Source organism: uncultured Pseudacidovorax sp., from assembly GCF_913773995.1.
Lineage (GTDB): Bacteria > Pseudomonadota > Gammaproteobacteria > Burkholderiales > Burkholderiaceae_C > Xenophilus.
On sequence record NZ_CAJYES010000226.1, the window covers coordinates 59,606 to 81,550 of the forward strand.

The 21,945-nt window shown below is 68.9% G+C and carries 23 protein-coding genes; 10 read left to right on the forward strand and 13 right to left on the reverse strand.

The window, feature by feature from the left end; all coding sequences use genetic code 11:
• Positions 1–34 precede the first annotated feature (34 nt).
• Complete coding sequence (locus tag QZ772_RS21000) at positions 35–1,468, reverse strand: aspartate aminotransferase family protein (RefSeq protein ID WP_295530498.1); 1,434 nt, start codon at positions 1,466–1,468, stop codon at positions 35–37.
• 73 nt (positions 1,469–1,541) lie between these two features.
• On the opposite strand from QZ772_RS21000, the gene QZ772_RS21005 reads away from it, so the two are divergent.
• Positions 1,542–2,459, forward strand: coding sequence for a LysR family transcriptional regulator (locus QZ772_RS21005; protein WP_295530502.1), 918 nt, complete (start codon positions 1,542–1,544; stop codon positions 2,457–2,459).
• Between the two features lie 118 nt (positions 2,460–2,577).
• Entirely contained in the window at positions 2,578–3,291 is a 714-nt protein-coding gene (locus QZ772_RS21010; protein ID WP_295530505.1) for a glutathione S-transferase N-terminal domain-containing protein, read from the forward strand.
• Positions 3,292–3,295: 4 nt separating this feature from the next.
• Here QZ772_RS21010 and QZ772_RS21015 read toward each other — a convergent pair whose 3' ends face one another.
• Positions 3,296–3,628 (reverse strand): hypothetical protein, encoded by a 333-nt coding sequence (locus QZ772_RS21015; RefSeq protein ID WP_295530508.1) that lies wholly within the window; start codon positions 3,626–3,628, stop codon positions 3,296–3,298.
• A 307-nt stretch (positions 3,629–3,935) separates the two neighbouring features.
• Here QZ772_RS21015 and QZ772_RS21020 point away from each other — a divergent pair, with 307 nt between their 5' ends.
• From QZ772_RS21020 to phaP, 6 genes are all read left to right on the forward strand, one after another.
• Complete coding sequence (locus QZ772_RS21020; protein ID WP_295530511.1) at positions 3,936–4,358, forward strand: hotdog fold thioesterase; 423 nt, start codon at positions 3,936–3,938, stop codon at positions 4,356–4,358.
• A gap of 95 nt (positions 4,359–4,453) precedes the next feature.
• Entirely contained in the window at positions 4,454–5,746 is a 1,293-nt protein-coding gene (locus tag QZ772_RS21025; RefSeq protein WP_295530513.1) for a solute carrier family 23 protein, read from the forward strand.
• A gap of 112 nt (positions 5,747–5,858) precedes the next feature.
• Complete coding sequence (gene minC, locus QZ772_RS21030; protein WP_295530515.1) at positions 5,859–6,605, forward strand: septum site-determining protein MinC; 747 nt, start codon at positions 5,859–5,861, stop codon at positions 6,603–6,605.
• Between the two features lie 74 nt (positions 6,606–6,679).
• A complete protein-coding gene (gene minD / locus QZ772_RS21035) occupies positions 6,680–7,492 on the forward strand; it encodes a septum site-determining protein MinD (protein WP_295530518.1) in 813 nt (270 codons plus the stop codon).
• A 5-nt stretch (positions 7,493–7,497) separates the two neighbouring features.
• Positions 7,498–7,782, forward strand: coding sequence for a cell division topological specificity factor MinE (gene minE / locus QZ772_RS21040; protein WP_295530521.1), 285 nt, complete (start codon positions 7,498–7,500; stop codon positions 7,780–7,782).
• Between the two features lie 74 nt (positions 7,783–7,856).
• Positions 7,857–8,375 (forward strand): TIGR01841 family phasin, encoded by a 519-nt coding sequence (gene phaP / locus QZ772_RS21045; RefSeq protein WP_295530524.1) that lies wholly within the window; start codon positions 7,857–7,859, stop codon positions 8,373–8,375.
• Positions 8,376–8,691: 316 nt separating this feature from the next.
• Here phaP and QZ772_RS21050 read toward each other — a convergent pair whose 3' ends face one another.
• Positions 8,692–9,585 (reverse strand): transporter substrate-binding domain-containing protein, encoded by an 894-nt coding sequence (locus QZ772_RS21050; protein WP_295530528.1) that lies wholly within the window; start codon positions 9,583–9,585, stop codon positions 8,692–8,694.
• Positions 9,586–9,892: 307 nt separating this feature from the next.
• On the opposite strand from QZ772_RS21050, the gene QZ772_RS21055 reads away from it, so the two are divergent.
• Positions 9,893–11,131 carry a D-amino acid dehydrogenase gene (locus QZ772_RS21055; RefSeq protein WP_295530531.1) on the forward strand — a complete coding sequence of 413 codons (1,239 nt, stop codon included), beginning with the start codon at positions 9,893–9,895 and terminating at the stop codon, positions 11,129–11,131.
• Between the two features lie 68 nt (positions 11,132–11,199).
• Here the strand turns inward: QZ772_RS21055 and QZ772_RS21060 are convergent, their stop codons facing one another.
• The 3 genes from QZ772_RS21060 to QZ772_RS21070 all read right to left on the reverse strand — a co-directional run bounded on the left by QZ772_RS21060 (position 11,200) and on the right by QZ772_RS21070 (position 13,533).
• Positions 11,200–11,940 (reverse strand): OmpW family outer membrane protein, encoded by a 741-nt coding sequence (locus QZ772_RS21060; RefSeq protein WP_295530534.1) that lies wholly within the window; start codon positions 11,938–11,940, stop codon positions 11,200–11,202.
• Positions 11,941–12,024: 84 nt separating this feature from the next.
• Positions 12,025–12,939: a LysR substrate-binding domain-containing protein gene (locus QZ772_RS21065; RefSeq protein ID WP_295530537.1), complete on the reverse strand. Its 915-nt coding sequence runs from the start codon at positions 12,937–12,939 to the stop codon at positions 12,025–12,027.
• Between the two features lie 9 nt (positions 12,940–12,948).
• Positions 12,949–13,533: a cob(I)yrinic acid a,c-diamide adenosyltransferase gene (locus tag QZ772_RS21070; RefSeq protein WP_295530540.1), complete on the reverse strand. Its 585-nt coding sequence runs from the start codon at positions 13,531–13,533 to the stop codon at positions 12,949–12,951.
• An 80-nt stretch (positions 13,534–13,613) separates the two neighbouring features.
• Between QZ772_RS21070 and QZ772_RS21075 the strand changes: the two genes are divergently transcribed.
• Positions 13,614–15,038 carry an FAD-linked oxidase C-terminal domain-containing protein gene (locus QZ772_RS21075; RefSeq protein WP_295530543.1) on the forward strand — a complete coding sequence of 475 codons (1,425 nt, stop codon included), beginning with the start codon at positions 13,614–13,616 and terminating at the stop codon, positions 15,036–15,038.
• Between the two features lie 82 nt (positions 15,039–15,120).
• Here the strand turns inward: QZ772_RS21075 and QZ772_RS21080 are convergent, their stop codons facing one another.
• The 7 genes from QZ772_RS21080 to mnmG all read right to left on the reverse strand — a co-directional run bounded on the left by QZ772_RS21080 (position 15,121) and on the right by mnmG (position 21,945).
• Entirely contained in the window at positions 15,121–15,969 is an 849-nt protein-coding gene (locus tag QZ772_RS21080; protein WP_295530847.1) for a CsgG/HfaB family protein, read from the reverse strand.
• A 185-nt stretch (positions 15,970–16,154) separates the two neighbouring features.
• A complete protein-coding gene (locus tag QZ772_RS21085) occupies positions 16,155–17,123 on the reverse strand; it encodes a ParB/RepB/Spo0J family partition protein (protein WP_295530546.1) in 969 nt (322 codons plus the stop codon).
• Positions 17,123–17,686, reverse strand: coding sequence for an alpha/beta hydrolase (locus QZ772_RS21090; protein ID WP_295530850.1), 564 nt, complete (start codon positions 17,684–17,686; stop codon positions 17,123–17,125). Before QZ772_RS21090 ends, QZ772_RS21085 begins: the two co-directional genes overlap by 1 nt.
• 35 nt (positions 17,687–17,721) lie before the next feature.
• Complete coding sequence (locus tag QZ772_RS21095; protein WP_295530549.1) at positions 17,722–18,615, reverse strand: AAA family ATPase; 894 nt, start codon at positions 18,613–18,615, stop codon at positions 17,722–17,724.
• 37 nt (positions 18,616–18,652) lie between these two features.
• Positions 18,653–19,267: a LysE family transporter gene (locus tag QZ772_RS21100; protein ID WP_295530551.1), complete on the reverse strand. Its 615-nt coding sequence runs from the start codon at positions 19,265–19,267 to the stop codon at positions 18,653–18,655.
• Between the two features lie 81 nt (positions 19,268–19,348).
• On the reverse strand, positions 19,349–20,002 hold the full coding sequence (gene rsmG / locus QZ772_RS21105; protein ID WP_295530555.1) for a 16S rRNA (guanine(527)-N(7))-methyltransferase RsmG: 654 nt from the start codon (positions 20,000–20,002) through the stop codon (positions 19,349–19,351).
• On the reverse strand, positions 19,999–21,945 hold the full coding sequence (gene mnmG / locus QZ772_RS21110; RefSeq protein WP_295530558.1) for a tRNA uridine-5-carboxymethylaminomethyl(34) synthesis enzyme MnmG: 1,947 nt from the start codon (positions 21,943–21,945) through the stop codon (positions 19,999–20,001). The genes rsmG and mnmG overlap by 4 nt, the downstream gene beginning before the upstream one ends.

Sequence of the window (21,945 nt, forward strand, 5' to 3'; positions counted from 1 at the left end):
GCTGGTTGTAGGGTTGTCGATGGCCGATCCGGGCTCAGGCGAGACCGCGCCGGGCCACTTCGTCAGCCAGATCGTCCAGCGCGCGGCCCAGGCGGTCGACCAGCTCGTCGAGTTCGAGCTCGCTGATGGTCAGCGGGGGCGTGATCATCTGGAAGTCGCCGAAGGCCCCCAGGTTGGCGCGGCGGTTGTAGAGCGCGATGCCGTGGCGCAGACCGTGTTCGGTGAGCCGTGCCGGTGCGTTGAAGTCGGCCGGCAGTGAACGCCGCGTGGCCTTGTCCGCCACCAGCTCGATGGCGCTGAACAGGCCCAGGCCGCGCACATCACCCACGAGCGGCGAGCGCGCAGCGACGGCCTCCAGGCGGCGGCGCAGGCCGACACCGCGCTCCCGGGCCCGCGCCACGAGGTCCAGACGCTCGACCTCGTCCATCACCGCGTTGGCGATGGCGCAGGACATCGGATTGGTGAAGTAGGTATGGCCGTGCACGAACCCGCCCGCGCCTGCCACCGCGTCCACGATGCGCGCCGGTGCCAGCAGGCAGCCCAGCGGCGTGTAGCCGGCCGCCAGGCCCTTGGCCAGCGTCACCAGGTCGGGCCGGGCGCCCGGCCAGTGGTGCGCGGCGAGGAATTCGCCGGTGCGGCCGGCGCCGCTCATGATCTCGTCGTAGATCAGCAGCACGCCGTGGCGGTCGCAGATCTGCCGCACCCGCTGGAAGTAGGCGGCCGGCGAGACCACGGCGCCGGTGGAAAGCCCTCCGATGGGCTCCAGGATGAAGGCCAGCACGGTCTGGGGACCTTCCTGCTCGATGGTGCGCTCCAGCGCATCGGCGCAGGCCATGGCGTAGCTCTCGGCCGTGTGGCCTTCCGGCAGGCGATAGCTCAGCGGCGCCGGCACCTTCGGCATGGGCTTGACCATGGGACCGTAGATGGCCTGGGTGTGCGCGTCCCCGGTCACGGCCAGCGCGCCCAGGGTGGAGCCGTGGTAGCTGGGGTCGCGCGAGATCACCTTCCAGCGCCCCGCCTGGCCCGTGACCACGGCGTACTGCCGCGCGAGCTTGAGGGCCGATTCGTTGGCCTCCGACCCACCCGAGACGAAGAAGGCCCGGTCGAAGCCCTCCCCGGCCAGCGCACAGAGCCGATCCGCCAGCGCGATGTTGTGCTCGCTTTCGAAGAAGCGCGGATAGGCGAAGCTCACGCGCTCGGCCTGCGCCTGCATGGCCGCGATCACATGCCGGTTGCCATGGCCGATGTTGGCGACCACGGCACCGGCGGTGGCGTCGAGGTAGCGGCGGCCATCCGCATCCCAGAGCCAGACGCCCTCGCCCCGGCCCACGCGCGGCGGTCGCGCCGCGCCGCGGGGACTGTAGAAGCTGAGCACGGAGCCGCCACGCGGCGTGTCGCCGATCAGGCGGGCAGGTTGCGGGTCAGCGCTGGCAGGCAGCGGGTCGATGTCGGAGGCGGCGCGGTTCATGGGGCCGCACGATAAGGCGGGCCCGGCAATTGCAGTAGTCGCATGGAACGATGAAGTCCTATACGCTCGCCGCATGAAGCCGATCCATGACCGCCTCGACCTGCTCGACACCTTCGTGCGTGTGGCCGAGGCCGGCTCGCTCAGCAAGGCCGCCCGGACGCTCGGCATCACACAGCCCACCGCCAGCCGCCGCCTGCTGGAGCTGGAACGCATGCTGGGCTGCAAGCTCGCCCTGCGCACCACGGCCAGCTTTTCGCTCACCGACGAAGGGCGGCAGCTGGTGGCCGAGGCGCGCGCGCTGGCCGACCGGTGGGCTGGACTGGCCGAGCGCATCTCCGGCGCCCGCAGCCGGCCGGAGGGCACGCTGCGCGTGATTGGGCCATCGGGCTACGGCACGGGCTTTCTCACCGATGCCGTGACCGACCTGCGCGCCGCCTGGCCGCAACTGCGGGTCGAGCTGACGCTGACCGACCGCGTGGTGGACCTCGCTGCGTCAGGTGCCGAATGCTGGGTGTGCGTGGGCGAGGTGCGCGACCCCGGGCTGGTCAGTCGTGCGCTGGGTTCGATGGAGCGTGTGCTGGTGGCCAGTCCGGCCCTGCTGGCACGAACCGGTCCCGTCACGCTGGCACGCCTGCCCACCCTGCCCTGCGTGGGCCTGGTGCCGCATGTGATGGGCACGCTGCGGCTGCTGGACAGGAGCGGCCGGGCGCAGATGGTCCCCATCGACACACCGCTGCGCACCGACAGCCTGCTGTCCAGCTACCGCGCCATCCTGAACGGCGACGGCATCGGCGCCGCAGCGCCCTGGATGTGCCAGGCGGATATCGACGCAGGCCGCATCCGGCGCGTGCTGCCGCGATGGTGGCTGGAGCCGGTGAGCATCCATGTGGCCATGCCACCGGGCGCCTATCGGCCCGCGCGCGTCACGGCCTTCATCGATGCGCTGCGGCGGCGCATGCACCGCCTGCCCGGATTCCGGCCCGCGGCCTGAGCGCCTGCAGCGCGGGCCGGGCAGGAGGTCGCCGCGTGGGCGCTTTGGCAGCCATGCCGGCACCGCAACCGGCCTTCTGGCATGCTGGCGCGCTCGCTCCCCAAGACTTCGACTCCCCATGTCCAACGACCTTTCCGCCTTCCCCATCACCCGCAAGTGGCCGGCCACCCATCCGGACCGGCTGCAGCTCTATTCGCTGCCCACGCCCAACGGCGTGAAGGCATCGATCATGCTGGAGGAATGCGGCCTGCCCTACGAGGTGCACCGCGTGGACTTCGGGGCCAACGATCAGACCTCGCCGGAGTTCCTCTCGCTCAACCCGAACAACAAGATCCCGGCCATCCTCGACCCCAACGGGCCGGACGGCCAGCCGCTGGCGCTGTTCGAGTCGGGCGCGATCCTGGTCTACCTGGCCGACAAGACCGGCCAGTTCATCCCCAAGGACGCCGCCGGCCGCTATCACGCGCTGCAGTGGCTGATGTTCCAGATGGGCGGCATCGGGCCCATGTTTGGCCAGCTCGGCTTCTTCCACAAGTTCGCCGGCAAGGACTACGAGGACAAGCGGCCGCGCGACCGCTACGTGGCCGAGTCCAGGCGTCTGCTGGGCGTGCTGGACAGGCACCTGACGGGCAAGGACTGGGTGCTCGGCAACGACTATTCCATCGCCGACGTCGCCATCTTTCCGTGGGTGCGCAACCTCGTGGGCTTCTACGAGGCGCGCGAGCTGGTCGGCTTCGGCGAATTCACGCACGTGCAGCGGGTGCTGGATGCCTTCGTGGCACGGCCTGCGGTCGTGCGCGGCCTGGGCATTCCGGGCGCGCCCGCCAAGTAGACGATCAGCGCAGATGCAGCCGGCGCCGCACCACGGGCCGGCTGATGGCGGCAATGGCCAGGCCCGCGATGGCGGCCGAGGCGATCAGTGCGAAGGACTTGGACACGACCAGCCCCTTGACGGGCCGACGAATGCCTTGCTCCCGCTTGCGTGGCGGTGGGCTGACAGTCACCGACACCGGGTCGCTGGCCGGGAAGGACTCGGCAATGCCCTGGTCCAGGGCGTCCTCGTCAGGTTCGCGCTTCTCGGGCGGCGCCACCTTCTCCGCCGCCTGCGGGTCGGCGGCCGTGGGAAAGCGAAAGGCGTCGGGCTGGGTGTTCTTGTCGTCCTGGCTCATGGGGGCTCCTCGTTCCATGGGGTGTCGGTTCGTCCGCAGTGCGTGCGCGTTGCGGGCGGCTCGACCAGCGTAGCGCGCCTGCGTGCGCAGACTGTGGGACCACGCCGCGAATCGGGTAGGAACAGCGGCGCGTCCGCAACCTGCGGACACATGCGCGGCTTCCCGCCGCCGGCCGCCGGCCGCCCGCAGCCCGCAGCCCGCAGCCCGCAGCCCGCAGCCCGCAGGCGACTGCACCGTCCGGGTGCGCTGGCTATAGTTCCGCGGCTCTTTCATCCCCATCCCCATCCCCAACGCCGACGGAGACACCATGCGCATCTGGCAGAAGCCCATCTCGATCGAGGAACTCACCCGCAGCCACGTGGGCACCGTCGGCGGCCACATCGGCCTGGAGTTCGTGGAGATCGGCGACGACTACATCGTCGGCCGCGTGCCGGTGGACGCCCGCACCATCCAGCCCTACGGCATCCTGCACGGCGGCGTGTCGGTGGTGCTGGCCGAGACGCTGGGCTCCTGCGGCGCCCACTACTCGGTGCCCGAGAACGAGCGCACCGTGGGTCTGGACATCAACGCCAACCACCTGCGCGCCGCTTCCAGGGGCTGGGTCACCGGCACCGCACGGCCGGTGCACCGCGGCCGCAGCACACAGGTCTGGCAGATCGAGCTGCGCAACGACGATGGCGAGCTGACCTGCGTCTCGCGGCTGACCATGGCCGTGCTGCAGCCGCGCTGAATCGCCCCACGCCGGACCCCGCCTTTGCCCTGCCGCGGCCCAGCGAGGCCCGGCCGCGCCTTCGTCATCGACAACACACCTCCGAGGAGACACCCATGAGCCTTTTCCAATGGCGCGAAGTCGCCATGACGGGCAACACCGTCGTCGCGCCCGATGAGCGCCTGTCCTGGCCGCAGACCGGCGCCATGGGCGTGCAGCACGTCATCGCCATGTTCGGCGCCACGGTGCTGGCGCCCATCCTGATGGGCTTCAACCCCAACGTGGCCATCCTGATGAGCGGGCTGGGCACGCTGATGTTCTACCTACTCACCGGCGGGCGCGTGCCGAGCTATCTGGGCTCGAGCTTCGCCTTCATCGGCGTGGTGATCGCCGCCACCGGCTATGGCGGCCAGGGGCCCAATGCCAATCTGCCGGTGGCGCTGGGCGGCATCATCGTCTGCGGACTGGTGTACTTCGGCATCGGCCTGCTGGTGCAGGCCATCGGCACCGGCTGGATCGAGCGCTTCATGCCGCCGGTGGTCACCGGCGCGGTGGTGGCGGTGATCGGCCTCAACCTCGCGAGCGTGCCGATCAAGAACATGGCGGCCGGCAACTTCGACAGCTGGATGCAGGCCATGACCTTCCTGTGCGTGGGCCTGGTGGCGGTGTTCGCGCGCGGCATGCTGCAGCGCCTGCTGATCCTGGCCGGTCTGCTGCTGGCCAGCGTGGTCTATGCCGTATTGGCGAATGGCCTGGGCCTGGGCAAGCCGCTGGATCTGTCGGGCGTGGCGGCCGCGGCCTGGCTGGGCATGCCGGCCTTCACCGGCCCGCGCTTCGACACCGGCGCCATGCTGCTGATCGCGCCGGTGGCCATCATCCTGGTGGCCGAGAACCTCGGCCACCTCAAGGCTGTCACGGCCATGACCGGCCGCAACCTCGACCCGCTGATCGGCCGTGCCTTCATGGGCGACGGCCTGGCCACCATGGTGAGCGGCGCGGCCGGCGGCACGGGTGTCACCACCTATGCCGAGAACATCGGCGTGATGGCGGCCACGCGCATCTACTCGACCGCCGTGTTCGTGGTGGCGGCCGTCATCGCGCTGGTGCTCGGCTTCAGTCCCAAGTTCGGCGCGCTGATCCAGGCCATTCCGCTGCCGGTGATGGGCGGCGTGTCGATCGTGGTGTTCGGCCTGATCGCCGTGGCCGGCGCCAAGATCTGGGTCGACAACCGGGTGGACTTCTCGGACAACCGCAACCTGATCGTCGCCGCCATCACGCTGATCCTGGGCACGGGCGACTTCACGCTGCGCTTCGGCCAGTTCGCGCTGGGCGGCATCGGCACCGCCACTTTCGGGGCCCTGCTGCTGTGGGCCATGTTGGGCCGCAACGCAAACGCCCGGTCACATTGAAGGCCCGTGCGCAGCGCCGCCGGACGGTGCCGCGCCGTTAGACTTCGAAGGTTTCGCCGTTCTGGCGAAGCCTTTTTTTCATTCACCGTCTTTTTCTCTCCACCGTCCCTCGATGGCCGATGCTTCCGCCGCACGCGCACGCGCGGTTTTCGAATTCAAGAGCGCCACGCTGCCCCTGGTGGCGGTGATCCTCAAGACCGCCGACCTGTCCGTGCTGACGACTGCGCTCGACGCGCAGCTGGCCGACTCGCCCGATTTCTTCGAGCAGGAGCCGGTGGTGATCGACCTCTCCCAGCTGCCCGAGGACGAGGCCGCCCGCAGCATCGACTTCAAGAAGCTGCGCACCATCCTCGCACGGCACCAGACCCAGCCTGTGGCCGTGCGCGGCGCGGATGCGCGCCACGCGCAGGCCGCGCGCGCCGCGGGCCTGGCCATCGCCGCCCTGCCCGGCCCGGCCCCCGCCCGGCCGCCCGAGCCGCCCAGCCCCGCGCCGCAGATCGTGCGCGAGGTGCCGGTGCCGCAGGGCGGCACGCTGCTGATCGACCGGCCGCTGCGCTCGGGCCAGCAGGTGTATGCCCGCGGCGGCGACGTGATCGTCACCGGCCTGGTGAGCTTCGGCGCCGAGGTCATCGCCGACGGCAACGTGCATGTGTACGCGCCGCTGCGCGGCAAGGCCATCGCCGGGGCGCGCGGCGACACCGGCGCGCGCATCTTCACCACCTGCCTCGAAGCGCAGCTGGTGGCCGTGGCCGGCGTGTATCGCACCTCCGAAGTTGCACTGCCCGCGGACGTGGCCGGCAAGCCGGCGCAGATCCGCCTGCAGGACGACAAGCTTCTGCTGGAAGCCATCACCGGCTGATGGCTCCCCGCAAAAAACCCCCCATTCCCAAGCGCAACAAGCGGCGCGAAACAGTCAAAAAAGGATTCAGGCAAATGACCAAGATCGTGGTGGTGACCTCGGGCAAGGGCGGCGTCGGCAAGACGACCTCCAGCGCGAGCTTCTCGTCGGGCCTGGCCCTCGCGGGCAAGAAGACGGCCGTGATCGATTTCGACGTGGGCCTGCGCAACCTGGACCTGATCATGGGTTGCGAGCGCCGCGTGGTGTACGACTTCGTCAACGTGATCCAGGGCGAGGCCAACCTGACGCAGGCCCTGATCAAGGACAAGCTGTGCGACAACCTGTTCGTGCTGGCCGCTTCGCAGACCCGCGACAAGGAGGCGCTGACGCAGGAAGGCGTGGGCCGCGTGCTGGAAGAGCTCAAGACGATGGACTTCGACTACATCGTCTGCGACTCGCCCGCCGGCATCGAGACCGGTGCGCTGATGGCCATGCACTTCGCCGACGAAGCTCTGGTGGTGACCAACCCCGAGGTGTCCTCGGTGCGCGACTCGGACCGCATCCTGGGCATGCTCAGCTCCAAGACCAAGCGGGCCAAGGACGGCGCCGAGCCGATCAAGGAGCATCTGCTCATCACGCGCTACAACCCCAGCCGCGTGGCCGACGGTCAGATGCTGTCGCTGGAGGACATCCAGGACATCCTGCGCATTCCGCTGATCGGCGTGATCCCCGAATCGGAGTCGGTGCTGCAGGCCTCGAACCAGGGCATCCCGGCGGTGCACGAGAAGGACACTGACGTGGCCCAGGCCTACCTGGACGTGGTGGCGCGCTTCCTCGGCGAAGAGCGGCCCATGCGTTTCACCGAAGCGGCCAAGCCCGGCTTCTTCAAGCGAATCTTCGGGAGGTAAGGGGCATGTCCTTCCTCTCCTTCCTGCTGGGCGAGAAGAAGAAGTCCGCGGCCGTCGCCAAGGAACGGCTGCAGATCATCCTGGCCCACGAGCGTGGCCTGAACGCGCGCCGGCCCGACTACCTGCCGCAGCTGCAGCGCGAACTGCTGGAGGTGATCTCCAAGTACGTGTCGATCAAGGCCGAGGACATCAAGGTGCACCTGGAGAAGCAGGACGCGCTGGAAGTGCTCGAGGTCAAGATCGAGCTGCCGGACCTGCCCACCACCGCCTCCACGCCCGCGGCCCGCTGAGGCCCAGGCTTTGCGCCCGGGGCGGCTGCGGTTATCGTGGCCGCTCCCCGCAACACTCCATGGAGAGACGCCCGATGGCCACCCGCAAGACCTCCTCGTCCACGTCCGCCGGCAGTGCCGGCTCGCTGCCCGATCCCATGGCCGCATTGGCGGGCATGCAGGAAGCCGCGTCCAAGTCGCTGCAGGAAATGGCACAGCGCATGCAGGGCATGGATGTGACGGGCACCGCGGCCCTGCTGCTGGAGAACAGCCGCAAGGACATGGAGGCGATGGTCAAGGCCAGTTCGATGGCGCGCGAGGGCCTGCAGAGCGTCGTGCAGCGCCAGACCGAGATGCTCAAGCAGTCCATCGAGCAGTGGCGCGACACGCTACAGTCCATGCCCGGCCAGGACATGAAGGCCCAGCTCGGCAAGATCGACAGCATGGGCCGCGCCAGCTTCCAGCAGGCGCTGGAGGACATCCGCGAACTGGCCGACCTCACCGCCAAGTCCCAGACCGAAGCCTTCGAGATCGTGCGCCAGCGCGTCAACGAGAACGTGGAACAGGCCCGCCAGCTGCTGGCCCAGGGCATGGACGCGCACAAGAAGCGCTGAGCCCGGTCAGCCGCCGAACCCATGCAAAAGAGCCTCCCGCGGGAGGCTCTTTCAATTGGCAGGTAGCGAACGCAGGATCGCCGTTCGCGGCAACGTCAGCCCACAGCTGCACAGGAGGCCGCGGAGCAGGCCATACCAGCGGCTCCAGCAGAACCGGATTTGCCAGGCCGTTGGAAGCGCACCCGGCCGGGGATGGGCTGCACCAGTCGATCACCCGTTCGCCCTGAGCCTGTCGAAGGGCTCGCGCCCAGGCTTCGACAGGCTCAGCCCGAACGGCCTCTGGTTCACTGACTTGCATTGGCCTGGGGGGAGCCTATCAAGTCGCTGGCTTGTCGCTCAGCGCCTTCAAGTTGTCCCTCAGTTCCTTGCTCATCGGCAACCCGATGGCCTGGTTCTTCGGCGGGATCGGGCCCATGAACCACTTGGCGTACATCTTCTCGAACTCGCCCGACTTCATGAGGCCGGTGAAGACGCCATCCACCAGTGCCTTGAACTTGGGATCGTCCTTGCGCAGCATGCAGGCATAGGGCTCCACCTGCAGGGCCTCGGCCACCACGTCCAGGCTGGCGGGGTCCTTGGCGTTGGCCTTCAGGCCGAAGAGCAGGATGTCGTCCATCGGGAAGGCCGCGGCGCGGTCGCTCTCGACCAGCAGCAGCGCGTCGGCATGGTCCTTGGCGCCGATGATGTCCATGTCCAGCTTCTTCTCCTCGTTGTACTTGCGCACGACGAGCATGTTGGTGGTGCCGGTGGTGATGGCCACCTTCTTGCCCTTGAGGTCGGCCCAGTCCTTGATGTTGGCGCTCTTCTTCACCAGCGCGCGGGTGCCGGTGTAGAAGTGGTTGATGGCGAAGGCCACGTCCTTGCCACGGGCGCTGTTGTTGGTGGTGGAGCCGCACTCCAGATCGATGGTGCCGTTGGTCAGCAGCGGGATCCGGTTGGCCGAGGTGACGGGCATCAGCGCCACCTCCAGGTTGGGCTTGTTGAGCTGCTTCTTGACCTCGGCGACGACGGCATTGCTCAGCTCCACCGCGAAGCCGATCGGCTTGCCGGGCGCCTCCAGGTAGCTGAAGGGCACCGAGGACTCACGGTAGGCCAGCGTGATCTTGTTGTCCTTCTCGATCTTGGCGAGCGTGTCCTGGCCCTGGGCCTGGGCGGCCTGCAGGCCGGCGATGCCCAGCAGGGCAGCGGTCAGGAGGGGGGAAAGCTTCATGAAAGAAAACCTTTCTGTCGAAGATGCGTGTAGAGGAAGGAAGCGAGCACGGCGGAAGAGGACGGACTCGGCGTGGACCCAAGCAAGGCGCCGGCCAGTGTGGCCGCAGGCCGGGCCTGCCGCTCATGGTTTTTTCGCGGCCGGCCATGCCCAAAGCTTATGGGGGGCTGACCGGTCCCATGAGCTGGCGGCATGGCCCTTGATGGCTTTGGCATTGGTGGCGCACGAAGGCGCTCCGTAGAGTGCGGGATAACCCTGGCAGGACTGCCTGCCCCTTCGAGCGCTGCTTCTCATCTGTCCTCACACCATGCACATCTGCATCCTCGGCGCCGGCATCGTCGGCCTGGCCACCGCGTGGGAACTCCAGGCCCAGGGCCATACCGTGACGGTGGTGGATCGCGCAGCGCCCGGCAGCGGCACCAGCAGCGGCAACGGCGCGCAGCTGAGCTACTCGTATGTCGCGCCGCTGGCCGATGCCTCCATCTGGGGGCAGCTGCCGCACCTGATGTTCTCCGCCGATTCGCCATTGAAGCTGCGGCCCCAGCTGGACCCGCAGCAGTGGCGCTGGGGACTGGGCTTCATGGCCGCCTGCAACGACCGCAGCGCGACACGCACGACGCAGGCCCTGCTGAAGCTGGCCGCTGCGAGCCGCGAGGGCTTTGAGGCCATGCGCGCGCAGCTTCAACCCGACAGCGACTTTGCCGAGGCCGGCAAGCTGGTGCTCTACGGCAGTGCCGCGGGCGTGGACGCGGCACGCCGGCAGGTGGCGCTGCAGCAATCGCTGGGCGGCGCAGCGCAGCGCGTGGTGACGCCGGACGAAGCGGTCGCGCTGGAGCCGGCGCTGGCGGGCTATCGGAGTCGCTTTGCGGGCGCCGTCTACACCGCGAGCGAATGCGTGGCCGACTGCCTGAAGGTGTGCCAGGCGCTCGCTGCGGCCCTGCAGGCGCGCGGGGTGCAGTTGGTCACGGCCGAGGTGCAGGGCTTCGAAGCCTCGCGTGGCCGTGCAAGGGCGGTGCGTACGCGCGAGCGAGGCGCCATCGCCGCCGATGCCTTCGTGGTCGCCGTCGGCGCCGCCGCGGCGCGCTTCGGCCGCATGCTGGGCGCCTACCTGCCGGTCTATCCGCTCAAGGGCTACAGCATCACGCTGCCGGTACACGATGCGCCCGGCGCCGCGCCGGTGGTGAGCGTGACGGACACGGCGCGCAAGACGGTGTTCGCGCGCATCGGCCAGCGCCTGCGCGTGGCCGGCATGGCGGAGCTGGTGGGCGAAGACCTGCGCATTCCGCCCGCGCGCATCGCCACGCTGCAGGCGGCCACGCAGGCCGTGTTTCCGCATGCCGCGGTGGAAGCCGCCGACCCGCAGCCCTGGGCGGGCCTGCGACCGGCCACCCCCAGCGGCCTTCCGCTGGTGGGCCGTGCCGGAAGAGCGCCGGCCAACGTGCTCTTCAACGTCGGCCATGGCGCGCTGGGCTTCACGCTGGCCTTCGGCACGGCGCGCCAGGTGGCACGCCTGCTGGCCACCGGCACCGCCCTGGCACCCGCCTGAAGCACTGGAACGAACCCGCCGTGTCCGGTCGGACACGCCGGGTTCAATTCACCCTTGCGAGCCTTTGATCAGAAGCGGTAAGTGGCCGACAGGTAGGTCACCACCGGGTTCAGCTTGAGCCGCGCCTCGCTGGTGAGCAGTGGCAGGCCGGTCGCGGTCGTCGTGGTCAGCGTGGCCTTGGTCTTCAGCGGGATGTACGACACCGACAGCGAGATGCCCCAGTGGCGATCGAACTGCCAGGCCGCGCCCACGTTGAACACCGGCGCGAAGGAGCTGTCGAGCTTGGCCGAGGTGGCGGTGCTGAGCGGTGGGCGACCGGCCAGGCCGCCGACGGCGCTCTGCAGTCCTGGCGTCAGGCTGACGTCGCTGTACCAGACATAGGTGCCGCCCAGGCCGACGTAGGGCCGGAAGGCATCGTTGCCGTTGCCGAAGTAGTACTTGCCGAGGATGGTGGGGCTCCACTGCCGGGCCTCGCCCAGTTGGCCGACGCGGGCCAGCGTGCCTTCGCCATTAAGCTTGAACTTGGGCGGCACGCCCAGCACGCCTTCCACCGCCCAGTTCGGGTCGACGAAATAGACAGCGCTCAGGCCCAGGGTGTCGGCACTGCTGACGCCGGCGCCGGAGCCCGGCACCACGCTGGGAATGGGCGCCGTCACCGTCAGCGGCTTGCTGGAGTCGCGCGGCGAGAAATGGAGCCAGCCGGCGCCCAGTACCCAGTCGCCCGCCTGCTGGGCCAGCGCCGGCGTGGCGGCCAGGCCGCTCAGGGCGGCCAGGGTCAGAGTCTGGAGGAGTCGTTGTTGTCTCTGCATGGAAGAGTCCTTTGGATGAGGGATGCGTGCCGCTCACCCGCTGGACCCAGGCAGAGTCAAACAATGTGAACGACCGTTCGCTTTTTATCCCAAATCGGCGGAGAACGACGTCAGCGTCTGCCTTACACACGCGAGCAGCGTGCGCATGGCGACCGACTCTGCACCGTGCTCGGCCCGCAACACGCGCACCGGCACCGGCAAGGCCGGCACCAGCGCCAGGCGGTCGACCTTGGCCGGGTCGGCCGAGAGCGCGGTGCAGCCGTCCACCAGCGCCGCGCCCAGGCCATGGTGGGCCATGGCCAGCGCCGCGTGGTAGGTCTGCACCGTGACCACCGCCTGCAGGCCCACGCCGGCCTCGCGGCAGGCCTGGGCCACGCCCAGGCCCAGCGGGTCGCGGCCATCCAGCGCGATCACAGGCACATCGGCCAGGTCGGGCAGCGAGAGCCGGCCCGCTTTCACCAGCGCGTCGGGCAGCAGGCCGCGCGGCGCCACGCAGACCATGCGGCTGTCCGCGACGGCCTCGTTGACCAGTCCTGCGTGGGGCAAGGCGCTGAACGCGAAACCGATGTCCGCCTCGCGCAGCAGCAGGGCCGAAACGATCTGCGGCGTGTGAAGCGCCTCCACGCGGATCGCGACCGCCGGATGCCTGGCGCGGAAGGCGACCAGCGCCCGCGGCAGCACCTCGTGGGTCAGCGCCATCACCGCCAGGATGCGCAGCTCGCCGGCCACCTCGCCGCCATGGCGCAGCTGGCTGGCCAGGCGCTGCACCTCGTCGAGCTGCGCGAACAGCCGCTCGATGCGCGGATACAGCGCCTGCGCCTCGGCCGTGGGAATGAGCCGTCCCTTGGCACGCCGGAACAGCGCGAAGCCCAGCTGCAGCTCGGCATGCTGCAGCGTGCGGCTGACGGCCGGCTGCGTGACGTTGATGAGCCGCGCGGCCGCACTCACGCTGCCGGTGAGCATGACGGCGTTGAAGACCTCGATGTGGCGCAGGCGCATGCGGCGCTGTCAGTCGCCTGTGGCCGATGCGTCCTGCGCGGCGCGCGCCATGCGCTCGCTCTTCCAGTACACGTCGTCGCCGCCATCCATGCGGTTGAGCACGCGGGCCAGCACGAAGAGCAGGTCCGACAGCCGGTTGAGGTAGCACCGCGGCGCATCGTTGACCACCTCCACCGCCCCCAGCGCGACGATGGCGCGCTCGGCCCGGCGCGCCACGGTGCGGCACACATGGGCCTGCGAGGCGGCGCGCGTGCCGGCCGGCAGGATGAATTCGGCCAGTCGCGGCAGGGTGGCGTTGTGCGTCTCCAGCGCCTGGTCCAGCTGCAGCAGCGCCTCGTCCTTGAGCAGCGTGTAGCCGGGCATGGCCAGCTCGCCGCCCAGGTTGAAGAGCTGGTGCTGCACATCGACCAGCAGCTCGCGCACCTCGGTGGGCAACGGCTCGCACAGCAGCAGGCCGATGTGGGAATTGAGTTCGTCCACGTCGCCCATGGCATGCACGCGCAGATGGCCCTTGGAGACGCGGGTGTTGTCGCCCAGGCCGGTGCTGCCGTCGTCGCCGGTGCGCGTCGCGATCTGGGTGAGGCGGTTGCCCATGCGGAAGTCCTTCTGTGGCTGCGGTTCCTAGAATGGTAGACCGCCCCGCCATGCACCCGGCGCAACGAAGGAGACCTCCAATGAACGCCCCCGCCGACCTTGCCCGCCTGCATCCCGCCGTGGCGCCGCGCCCCGTGCCCGAGTCGCTGCTGGCGGCGCTGCGGGAGCGCTTCGGCGCGCAATGTTCCACGGCGCTGGCCGTGCGCGAACAGCATGGCCGCGACGAATCGCCCTTCGACGTGCCGCCGCCCGCGGCCGTGGTGTTCGCCGAGAGCACGCGCGACGTCGCCGATGCGGTCCGGCTGGCCTCGGACGCCGATGTACCGGTGATCCCCTTCGGTGTGGGCTCCTCGCTGGAAGGCCACCTGCTGGCCGTGCAGGGCGGCATCAGCATCGACATGTCGCGCATGAACCGGGTGCTGTCGGTGGATGCCGAGGACCTGACGGTGACCGTGCAGCCGGGCGTGACCCGCCGCCAACTCAATGAGGAGTTGCGTTGCAGCGGCCTCTTCTTTCCCATCGACCCGGGCGCGGATGCCAGCATCGGCGGCATGACGGCGACGCGCGCCAGTGGCACGAATGCCGTGCGCTACGGCACCATGCGCGAGAACGTGCTGGCGCTGGAGGTGGTGACAGCCAGCGGCGAGACCATCCGCACCGGCACGCGCGCGCGCAAGTCCTCGGCCGGCTACGACCTCACGCGACTGATCGTGGGCAGCGAAGGCACGCTGGGCATCGCCACCGAGATCACCCTGCGCATCTATCCGCTGCCCGAGGCGGTCTCGGCCGCCATCTGCTCCTTCCCGAGCATCGAGGCGGCGGTGCGCACCACCATCCAGGTCATCCAGCTGGGCGTGCCGATCGCGCGGGTGGAGCTGATCGACGTGAACTCGGTGCGCATGGTCAATGCGCATTCGAAGCTGAGCCTGCGCGAGCAGCCGATGCTGCTGATGGAGTTCCACGGCTCGCCCGCCGGCGTGCAGGAGCAGGCCGAGACGGTGCAGGCCATCGCCAGCGAGATGGGCGGCAACGACTTCGAATGGGCCACCACGCCGGAGGAGCGCACCCGCCTGTGGACGGCGCGGCACAACGCCTACTTCGCGGCCGTGCAGTCACGGCCCGGCTGCCGCGCCGTGACCACCGACACCTGCGTGCCGATCTCGCGCCTGGCCGACTGCCTGCTGGCCTCGGTGGACGAGGTCGATGCCAGCGGCATCCCCTACTTCCTGGTGGGCCACGTAGGCGACGGCAACTTCCACTTCGGCTACCTGATCGACCCGCACGACCCCGACGAGCGGCTGCGCGCCGAGCAGCTGAGCCACAACCTGGTGTCGCGTGCCATCGCGATGGGCGGCACCTGCACCGGCGAGCATGGCATCGGCCTGCACAAGATGAGCTTCCTCATCGACGAGGCCGGCGAAGGCGCGGTGAGCATGATGCGCACGCTGAAGAAGGCGCTGGACCCGAAGAACATCCTCAACCCGGGCAAGATCTTCAGCCTGTAAGCGCATGCCGCGGCGGGCCGCGGCTTCGACGAGCTCAGCCCGAACGGTCGCGAGAAGAAGCCGGCGTCCACCGGCCCCGCCCTTACTTCTTCTGCCGCGGCGCCGAGGTCTGCGACGGCGCGACGCCACCGTCCACGCCCAACCGGCCGCCACCGCCCAGACCCTGGCCCCGCACCGTCTGCGCCTGGTAGTTGCGCAGCGACACCACCATCTGGTTGTAGGCATCCATGAAGGCGGCGCTGATCACCTTGCCCTGGGCCGTGTTCGCATAGCCGCCCACCGAACCGCCTGCGCGACTGCCGAAGAGCGAGCCCATGGCGCCGAAGTCGGTCTTGGAGGCGCTGCCTTCGGCCGCCGCGATCTGCACGCCCGAGCGGTTGTCGATCAGGGTCAGCATCGTGCTGGCTTCCTTGGTCTGCATGCTGCCGCCGACGGCCGCCAGGGCGCGGCCCCGGTTGCCGCCGATCAGGCCGCCCAGCGTGCCGCCGATGCCACCCGCGTCGTTGTTGTTGAAGACGATCTCCGGCGACAGGCCGTAGTCCGAGGCCACCATCTGGCCACGGCCGAAGTTGCTGCCCTGGCGCATCTCGCCCGACTGCATCAGGGCTCGCTCGCGGCTCATGGCATTCATGCCGGCGGCGCCGCGCTCCACCACGACGAAGCAGTTGGACTGCTGGATCAACAGGCGCAGGAGGGTGGCCGTGGGCGGCAGCTTGTATTGATTGGTGAGCACCGTGTACCAGCCGGCAGACTGGTTCTCGATGAGCGAGACGGTGCCCAGTGGCGATTCGCAACGCTCCAGCTGGCCGCTGGCATTGACGCTGGTTCCGCCCGCCGCGCCACCGGTGGCCACGGTCTTGGCGGACTGGCTGCCCATCTGCATGTCGGTCGTCTGGCAGCCGGCCAGGGCCAGCAGACCGGTCAATGCCATGGCGAGGGCCAGGCGGGGAGGAATGGGCGTCGTCGGATTCATGGTCGGCCTCTCGCGGGTTGCAGACATGCCGTCGTACCGGAGCAGACGGCGCGGCCGCAGCTTATCGGCGCACCCGCGCGCCGCGCATCCGACGAAAGTCGAGGGCGGCGGCATAGAACGGCCGCCGCCCTCTTCCGGGTCGCCTATCCCGCCGGAGAGGCACGCAGCCGTTCGATCAGGCCGTTCAGCGCATCCAGCGAGCCGAAATGGATCGCCAGCTCACCGCTCATCTGGGTCTGGCCGCCGCGCTTGCTCTGCTTCTTGATGCGCACCTCGACGGCGGCGGTCAGCAGGTCGGCCAGCTCCTCCTCGACGCGCTGCAGGTCGCGCGGCTTCTCGGGGGCTGCGCGCTGGGCCTGCGGCTGCAGACTGAATTCGGCGGACAGCTTCTTGACCAGCCCCTCCGTCTCGCGCACCGACAGCTTGCGGGCCACGATCTGGTTGGCGGCCGTGATCTGCGCGGCACGGTCCAGGGCGAGCAGCGCGCGGGCATGGCCCATGTCCAGATCGCCAGCCATCAGCAGGCCCTGCACCGGATCGGCCAGGTTGAGCAGGCGCAGCAGGTTGCTGGCGGCACTGCGCGAGCGGCCCACAGCCTGCGCCGCCTGCTCATGCGTCAGGCCGAATTCATTGACCAGCCGTTGCAGGCCCTGGGCTTCTTCCAGCGGGTTGAGGTCCTCGCGCTGGATGTTCTCGATCAGCGACATCGCCGCGGCGGCCTCGTTGGGCACGTCGCGCACCAGCACGGGCACGCTGTCGAGGCCGGCGATCTTGGCCGCGCGGAAGCGGCGCTCGCCGGCGATGATTTCGTATTCGGCGTTCTTGGCGGCCGCCTGCTCGGCGTCCAGCCGGCGCACAAGGATCGGCTGCATGATGCCCTGCGCCTTGATGCTCTCGGCCAGCTCGTACAGCGCGCCCTCGTCCATGCGGGTGCGGGGCTGGTAGACGCCCGCCACCATCTGGTTCAGGGCCAAGGTGCTGGGATTGCCGTCGCGGCGCGGCGCGGCCGCCTGTGCATCGGCCGAGGCCGCATCGTCGGCGTTGCGGCCAGCCGCGGGGCCCAGCAGGGCTTCGAGGCCGCGTCCGAGGCCCTTGGGTTTCTTGGTTGCCATCAGCAGGAGGAAGAAGTGGGTTGCGGGGGCTGGATGAGCGCATCCAGCAGGGCGCGGCCTTCCGGCCAGTCGCCCAGGCCCGAGTCGGCGTTGAGGTGGCCACGGGCGCCGGCATCCACGAAGCGGGCGCCCCAGTGGCGGGCCAGGTCGCGGGCCTTGTCGGCGTCGCAGTAGGGGTCGTCGGTGGAGCCCACAAGCACCGCCGGGAAAGGCAAGGGCTGGCGCACGATGGGCGCCCAGCCGGGGATCTGGTGGCGCAGCGATTCGCGTTCGACGTCGCCCGGCGCCACCAGCAGCGCGCCCCGCACCCGGACCGTGTGGCGCGAATGGGCGGCCCAGGCGGCGGTCAGGATGCAACCCAGGCTGTGAGCGGCGAACACCACCGGCCCGGGAGCGGCCAGGATCTCCTCCTCCAGCCGCGCGCACCAGTCACCGCGAAGCGGGCGCATCCAGTCGTGCTGCTCGATGCGGTGGTCGCCGTACAGTGCCTCCCAGCGCGTCTGCCAGTGGCCGGGGCCGCTGTTCTGCCAACCCGGCAGCAGGAAGACGGAGACCGGCTCAATGGGATCTGGATTCATTGCTATAAAAAGCGTAGCGGTCAGCCGCGCCGCGATGCACCGTCGCCGGCGTCATCGGAGTCCGCGTCGGCCTGCCCCTCGGCCGCCACTGCATGCAATACCGGCACCGTCTGCGGTGCAGGGGGCGTAGCGGCGGCCGCGGCGCTGGCGGGTGGCATCTTGCGCACGAGTTCCTCGGCAAAGGCCACATAGGCCTGACTGCCCCGTGCGCCAGGGTCGAACACCACGCCCGGCAGGCCGTAGCTCGGCGCTTCAGCCAGACGCACATTGCGGGGAATGACCGTGTCGAACACCTTGTCGCCAAAGTGCGCCTTGAGCTGGTCGCTCACCTGCTGCTGCAGCGTGATGCGCGGATCGAACATCACCCGCAGCAGGCCGATGATCTGCAGGTTCTTGTTGAGGTTGGCGTGCACCTGCTTGATGGTGTTGACCAGGTCCGTCAGGCCTTCGAGCGCGAAGTACTCGCACTGCATCGGCACGATCACACCATGGGCGGCGCACAGGCCGTTGAGCGTCAGCAGGCTGAGCGAGGGCGGGCAGTCGATGAGCACGAAGTCGTATTCGGCGCCCACGGCGGCCAGCGCCGTGCGCAGGCGCTTTTCGCGGCGGTCGAGGGCAACCATCTCCACCTCGGCCCCCGCCAGCTCACGATTGGCGGGCAGCACGTCGTAGCCACAGGCCTCCACCGAAACCCGGGCCTCGGCCACGGAGGCGGACTCGAGCAGCACGTCGTAGACGGTGTACTCGGCATTGCGCTTGTCGATGCCCGAGCCCATGGTCGCGTTGCCCTGCGGATCCAGATCGATCATCAGCACACGCTGGCCGACCTTCGCCAGGCCGGCGGCGAGGTTGACGGTGGTGGTGGTCTTGCCCACCCCACCCTTTTGGTTGGCGATGCAGAAGATGCGGGCCATGTCGCGTGGATCCTGATGTCGGCGGGGGTGGGGGCGCTTACTGGCTGAGTGCGAGCTTGACGCCGAAAGCCACCAGCACGCCCCCCGCCGTCTTTTCGAGCAGGCTGGAGAGGCGACGGTTGGCGCGCAGCTTGTCGGCCAGATGGCGGGTGAGCAGCACGGCCACCAAACCGTAGCCGAAGGTGAGGGCCGCGATGGTCAGCGACATCGCGGCGAAGGTCAGCATGCCCTGATGGTGGGCGGGATCGATGAAGAGGGGAAAGAAGGCCATGTAGAACACGATGGCCTTCGGATTCAGCAGGGTGATCGTCAGCGACTGCCGAAGGTAATGTCCCGGACGGATGTCGATCACCGCCTTGTCACCCGGACGCGCCCGCAGCATCCGCAGCCCCATCCAGGCAAGGTAACCGGCGCCCAGCCATTGAACCGCGTGGAAGGCCGCCGGATAGGCCGCCAGCAACGCTGCCACGCCTGCCACGGCGGACCACATCAGCACTTGGTCACCCAGGATCACGCCCAGCGTGGCCGCGATTCCCCCACGCACGCCGCCTTTGGCCGTGGAACTCACCAAGGCCAAATTGCCTGGGCCGGGGATGGCCAGGAACACGAGGATGGCGGCCACGAAGGCGCCGTAGTCGGAGATGCCGAACATGGGATTGAGCTGCTGGAGGGAGCGGCGAGTCTACGCGAGCAAGGCGACTGAGCTGCCGTTTGGCAGCCGCTTGCAGGCGAGTCAGCTTTGTTTTTTGCGCATCCAGACGATGCAGCGCTCGGCATCCAGGCCGGGGACGACGAGTTGTTCCACGTGAAACACATCCACGGAGGTCTGAAGCCGCTCGATCTCCTCTTCTGGCCGCTTTCCCTTCATCGCCATCCAGACGCCCGCGGGACTCAGAAGCTGGGCTGAGCCATCCACGAAGTCGACCAGCGACGCAAAGGCCCGCGAGGTGATCACCTCGTAGCGACCTTCCAGTGTCTCCACGCGCGCGTGGAGGCCTCGAAGTCGAGGCAGTTGAAGAGCGCCCGCCATCTGCTGCACGAAGGCCATCTTCTTGGCGACCGCATCCAGGCAATGCACTTCCAGGTCGGGCCGGCAGATGGCAATTACGACACCAGGCAGGCCGGCGCCCGAGCCCACGTCCAGCAGGCGCCCTGACTCCGACTGTTGTCGCCCCAGGGCCGGAACGGCTGCGAGGCTGTCCAGCAGGTGGTGGGTGATGACGAGCGCCGGATCGCGCAGCGCCGTGAGGTTGTAGACCTTGTTCCACTTGAGGATGGCACTGCCGTAGTCCAGCAGCTGACGGATCTGCGCATCGGTCAGGTCCAGTCCCAGCGTCAGTGCGCCCTCCTCCAGTTGTTCGCGTTGCGCTTGGCTCACGATACTCATGCGGGCACCGTCTCCGCGTCCTTCTGCTGGAAGGCCTTGTAGCCACCCTTGCGCAGATGAATCATCAACAAGGAAATCGCCGCAGGCGTGATGCCGGAGATGCGCGACGCCTGCCCCAGGGTTTCCGGCCGATGCTTGCTGAGCTTCTGCCGCACCTCGATGCTGAGTGCCTGGACCTGCATGTAGTCGAGGTCGTCCGGCAGGCGCAGGCTCTCGAAGTGCGCCGCCCGCTGCACCTCCTCGTGCTGCTTCTCGATGTAGCCCGCGTACTTGGCCGCTATCTCCACCTGCTCCACTTCGTCCGGTGCCAACGGCTGCGCGGGCCGGTACTTGCCGCCGTCCAGCGACAAAAGGCTGTCGTAGCTGATGTTCGGCCGGCGCAGCAGATCGCCCAGGTTGTATTCGTGCTCGATGGCCTTGCCCAGAACCCGTTCGGACTCGCTGGCCGGCAGGTTGCGGGGATTCACCCAGGTCGATTTGAGCCGCTCTGTTTCACGTGAAACAGCGTCGCGCTTCCGGCAGAAAGCGTCCCATTGCGAATCGCCCACCAGCCCCAGTTGACGGCCCGCTTCGGTCAGGCGCATGTCCGCGTTGTCCTCGCGCAGCTGGAGTCGGAACTCGGCCCGGCTGGTGAACATGCGGTAGGGCTCGGTCACGCCCTTGGTGATCAGGTCGTCCACCAGCACGCCCAGGTAGGCTTCGTCTCGCCGGGGCACCCAGGCCTCCCTCTCCTGGCACAGCAGCGCGGCATTCAGACCGGCAAACAGGCCCTGCGCCGCGGCCTCCTCGTAGCCAGTGGTGCCGTTGATCTGCCCGGCAAAGAACAGGCCCTGGATCGCGCGCGTCTCGAAGCTGCTCTTCAGACCGCGCGGGTCGAAGTAGTCGTACTCGATGGCATAGCCCGGCCGCAGGATGTGGGCGTTCTGCAGGCCCGGCATGCTGCGCACCATGGCCAGCTGGATATCGAAGGGCAGGCTGGTGGAGATGCCGTTGGGGTAGTACTCGTGGGTCGTCAGGCCTTCGGGCTCCAGGAAGATCTGGTGGCTGTCCTTGTCTGCGAAGCGGTTGATCTTGTCTTCCACGCTGGGGCAGTAGCGCGGGCCCACGCCGTCGATGCGGCCTGTGAACATGGGCGAACGGTCGAAACCCGAGCGGATGATGTCGTGCGTCTGCGCATTGGTGTGCGTGATCCAGCACGGCATCTGCTGCGGATGCATGTCGGCCCGGCCCATGAAGCTGAACACCGGCATGGCGGGATTGCCGCCGCCGGGCATGCCGTCGCCCGGCTGTTCCGTGCACTGGGAGAAGTCGATGGTGCGGCCATCGATGCGCGGCGGCGTGCCGGTCTTCAGGCGTCCCTGCGGCAGCTTGAGTTCCTTGAGCCGCGCCGACAGGCTGACCGCAGGCGGGTCCCCTGCCCGGCCGGCCTGGTAGTTGTCCAGGCCGACGTGGATGCGGCCATCCAGGAAGGTACCGGCCGTCAGCACGACGGTCCGCGCGCGGAAGGCAATGCCCACCTGCGTAACCGCGCCGACCACGCGGTCACCCTCCAGCAGCAGATCGTCCACGGCCTGCTGGAACAGCGTGAGGTTGGGCTGGTTCTCCAACCGATGCCGGATCGCGGCCTTGTACAGGATGCGGTCCGCCTGCGCCCGGGTGGCGCGCACGGCCGGTCCCTTGCTGGAATTGAGGATGCGGAACTGGATGCCCGCCTCGTCGGTCGCGATGGCCATGGCGCCGCCCAGGGCGTCCACTTCCTTGACCAGATGGCCCTTGCCGATGCCGCCGATGGACGGATTGCAGCTCATCTGGCCCAGGGTTTCGATGTTGTGCGTGAGCAGCAGCGTGCGGCAGCCCATGCGGGCCGCGGCCAGCGCCGCCTCGGTGCCGGCATGGCCGCCACCGACGACGATCACGTCGAAGGAATCGGGATGGATGTACAT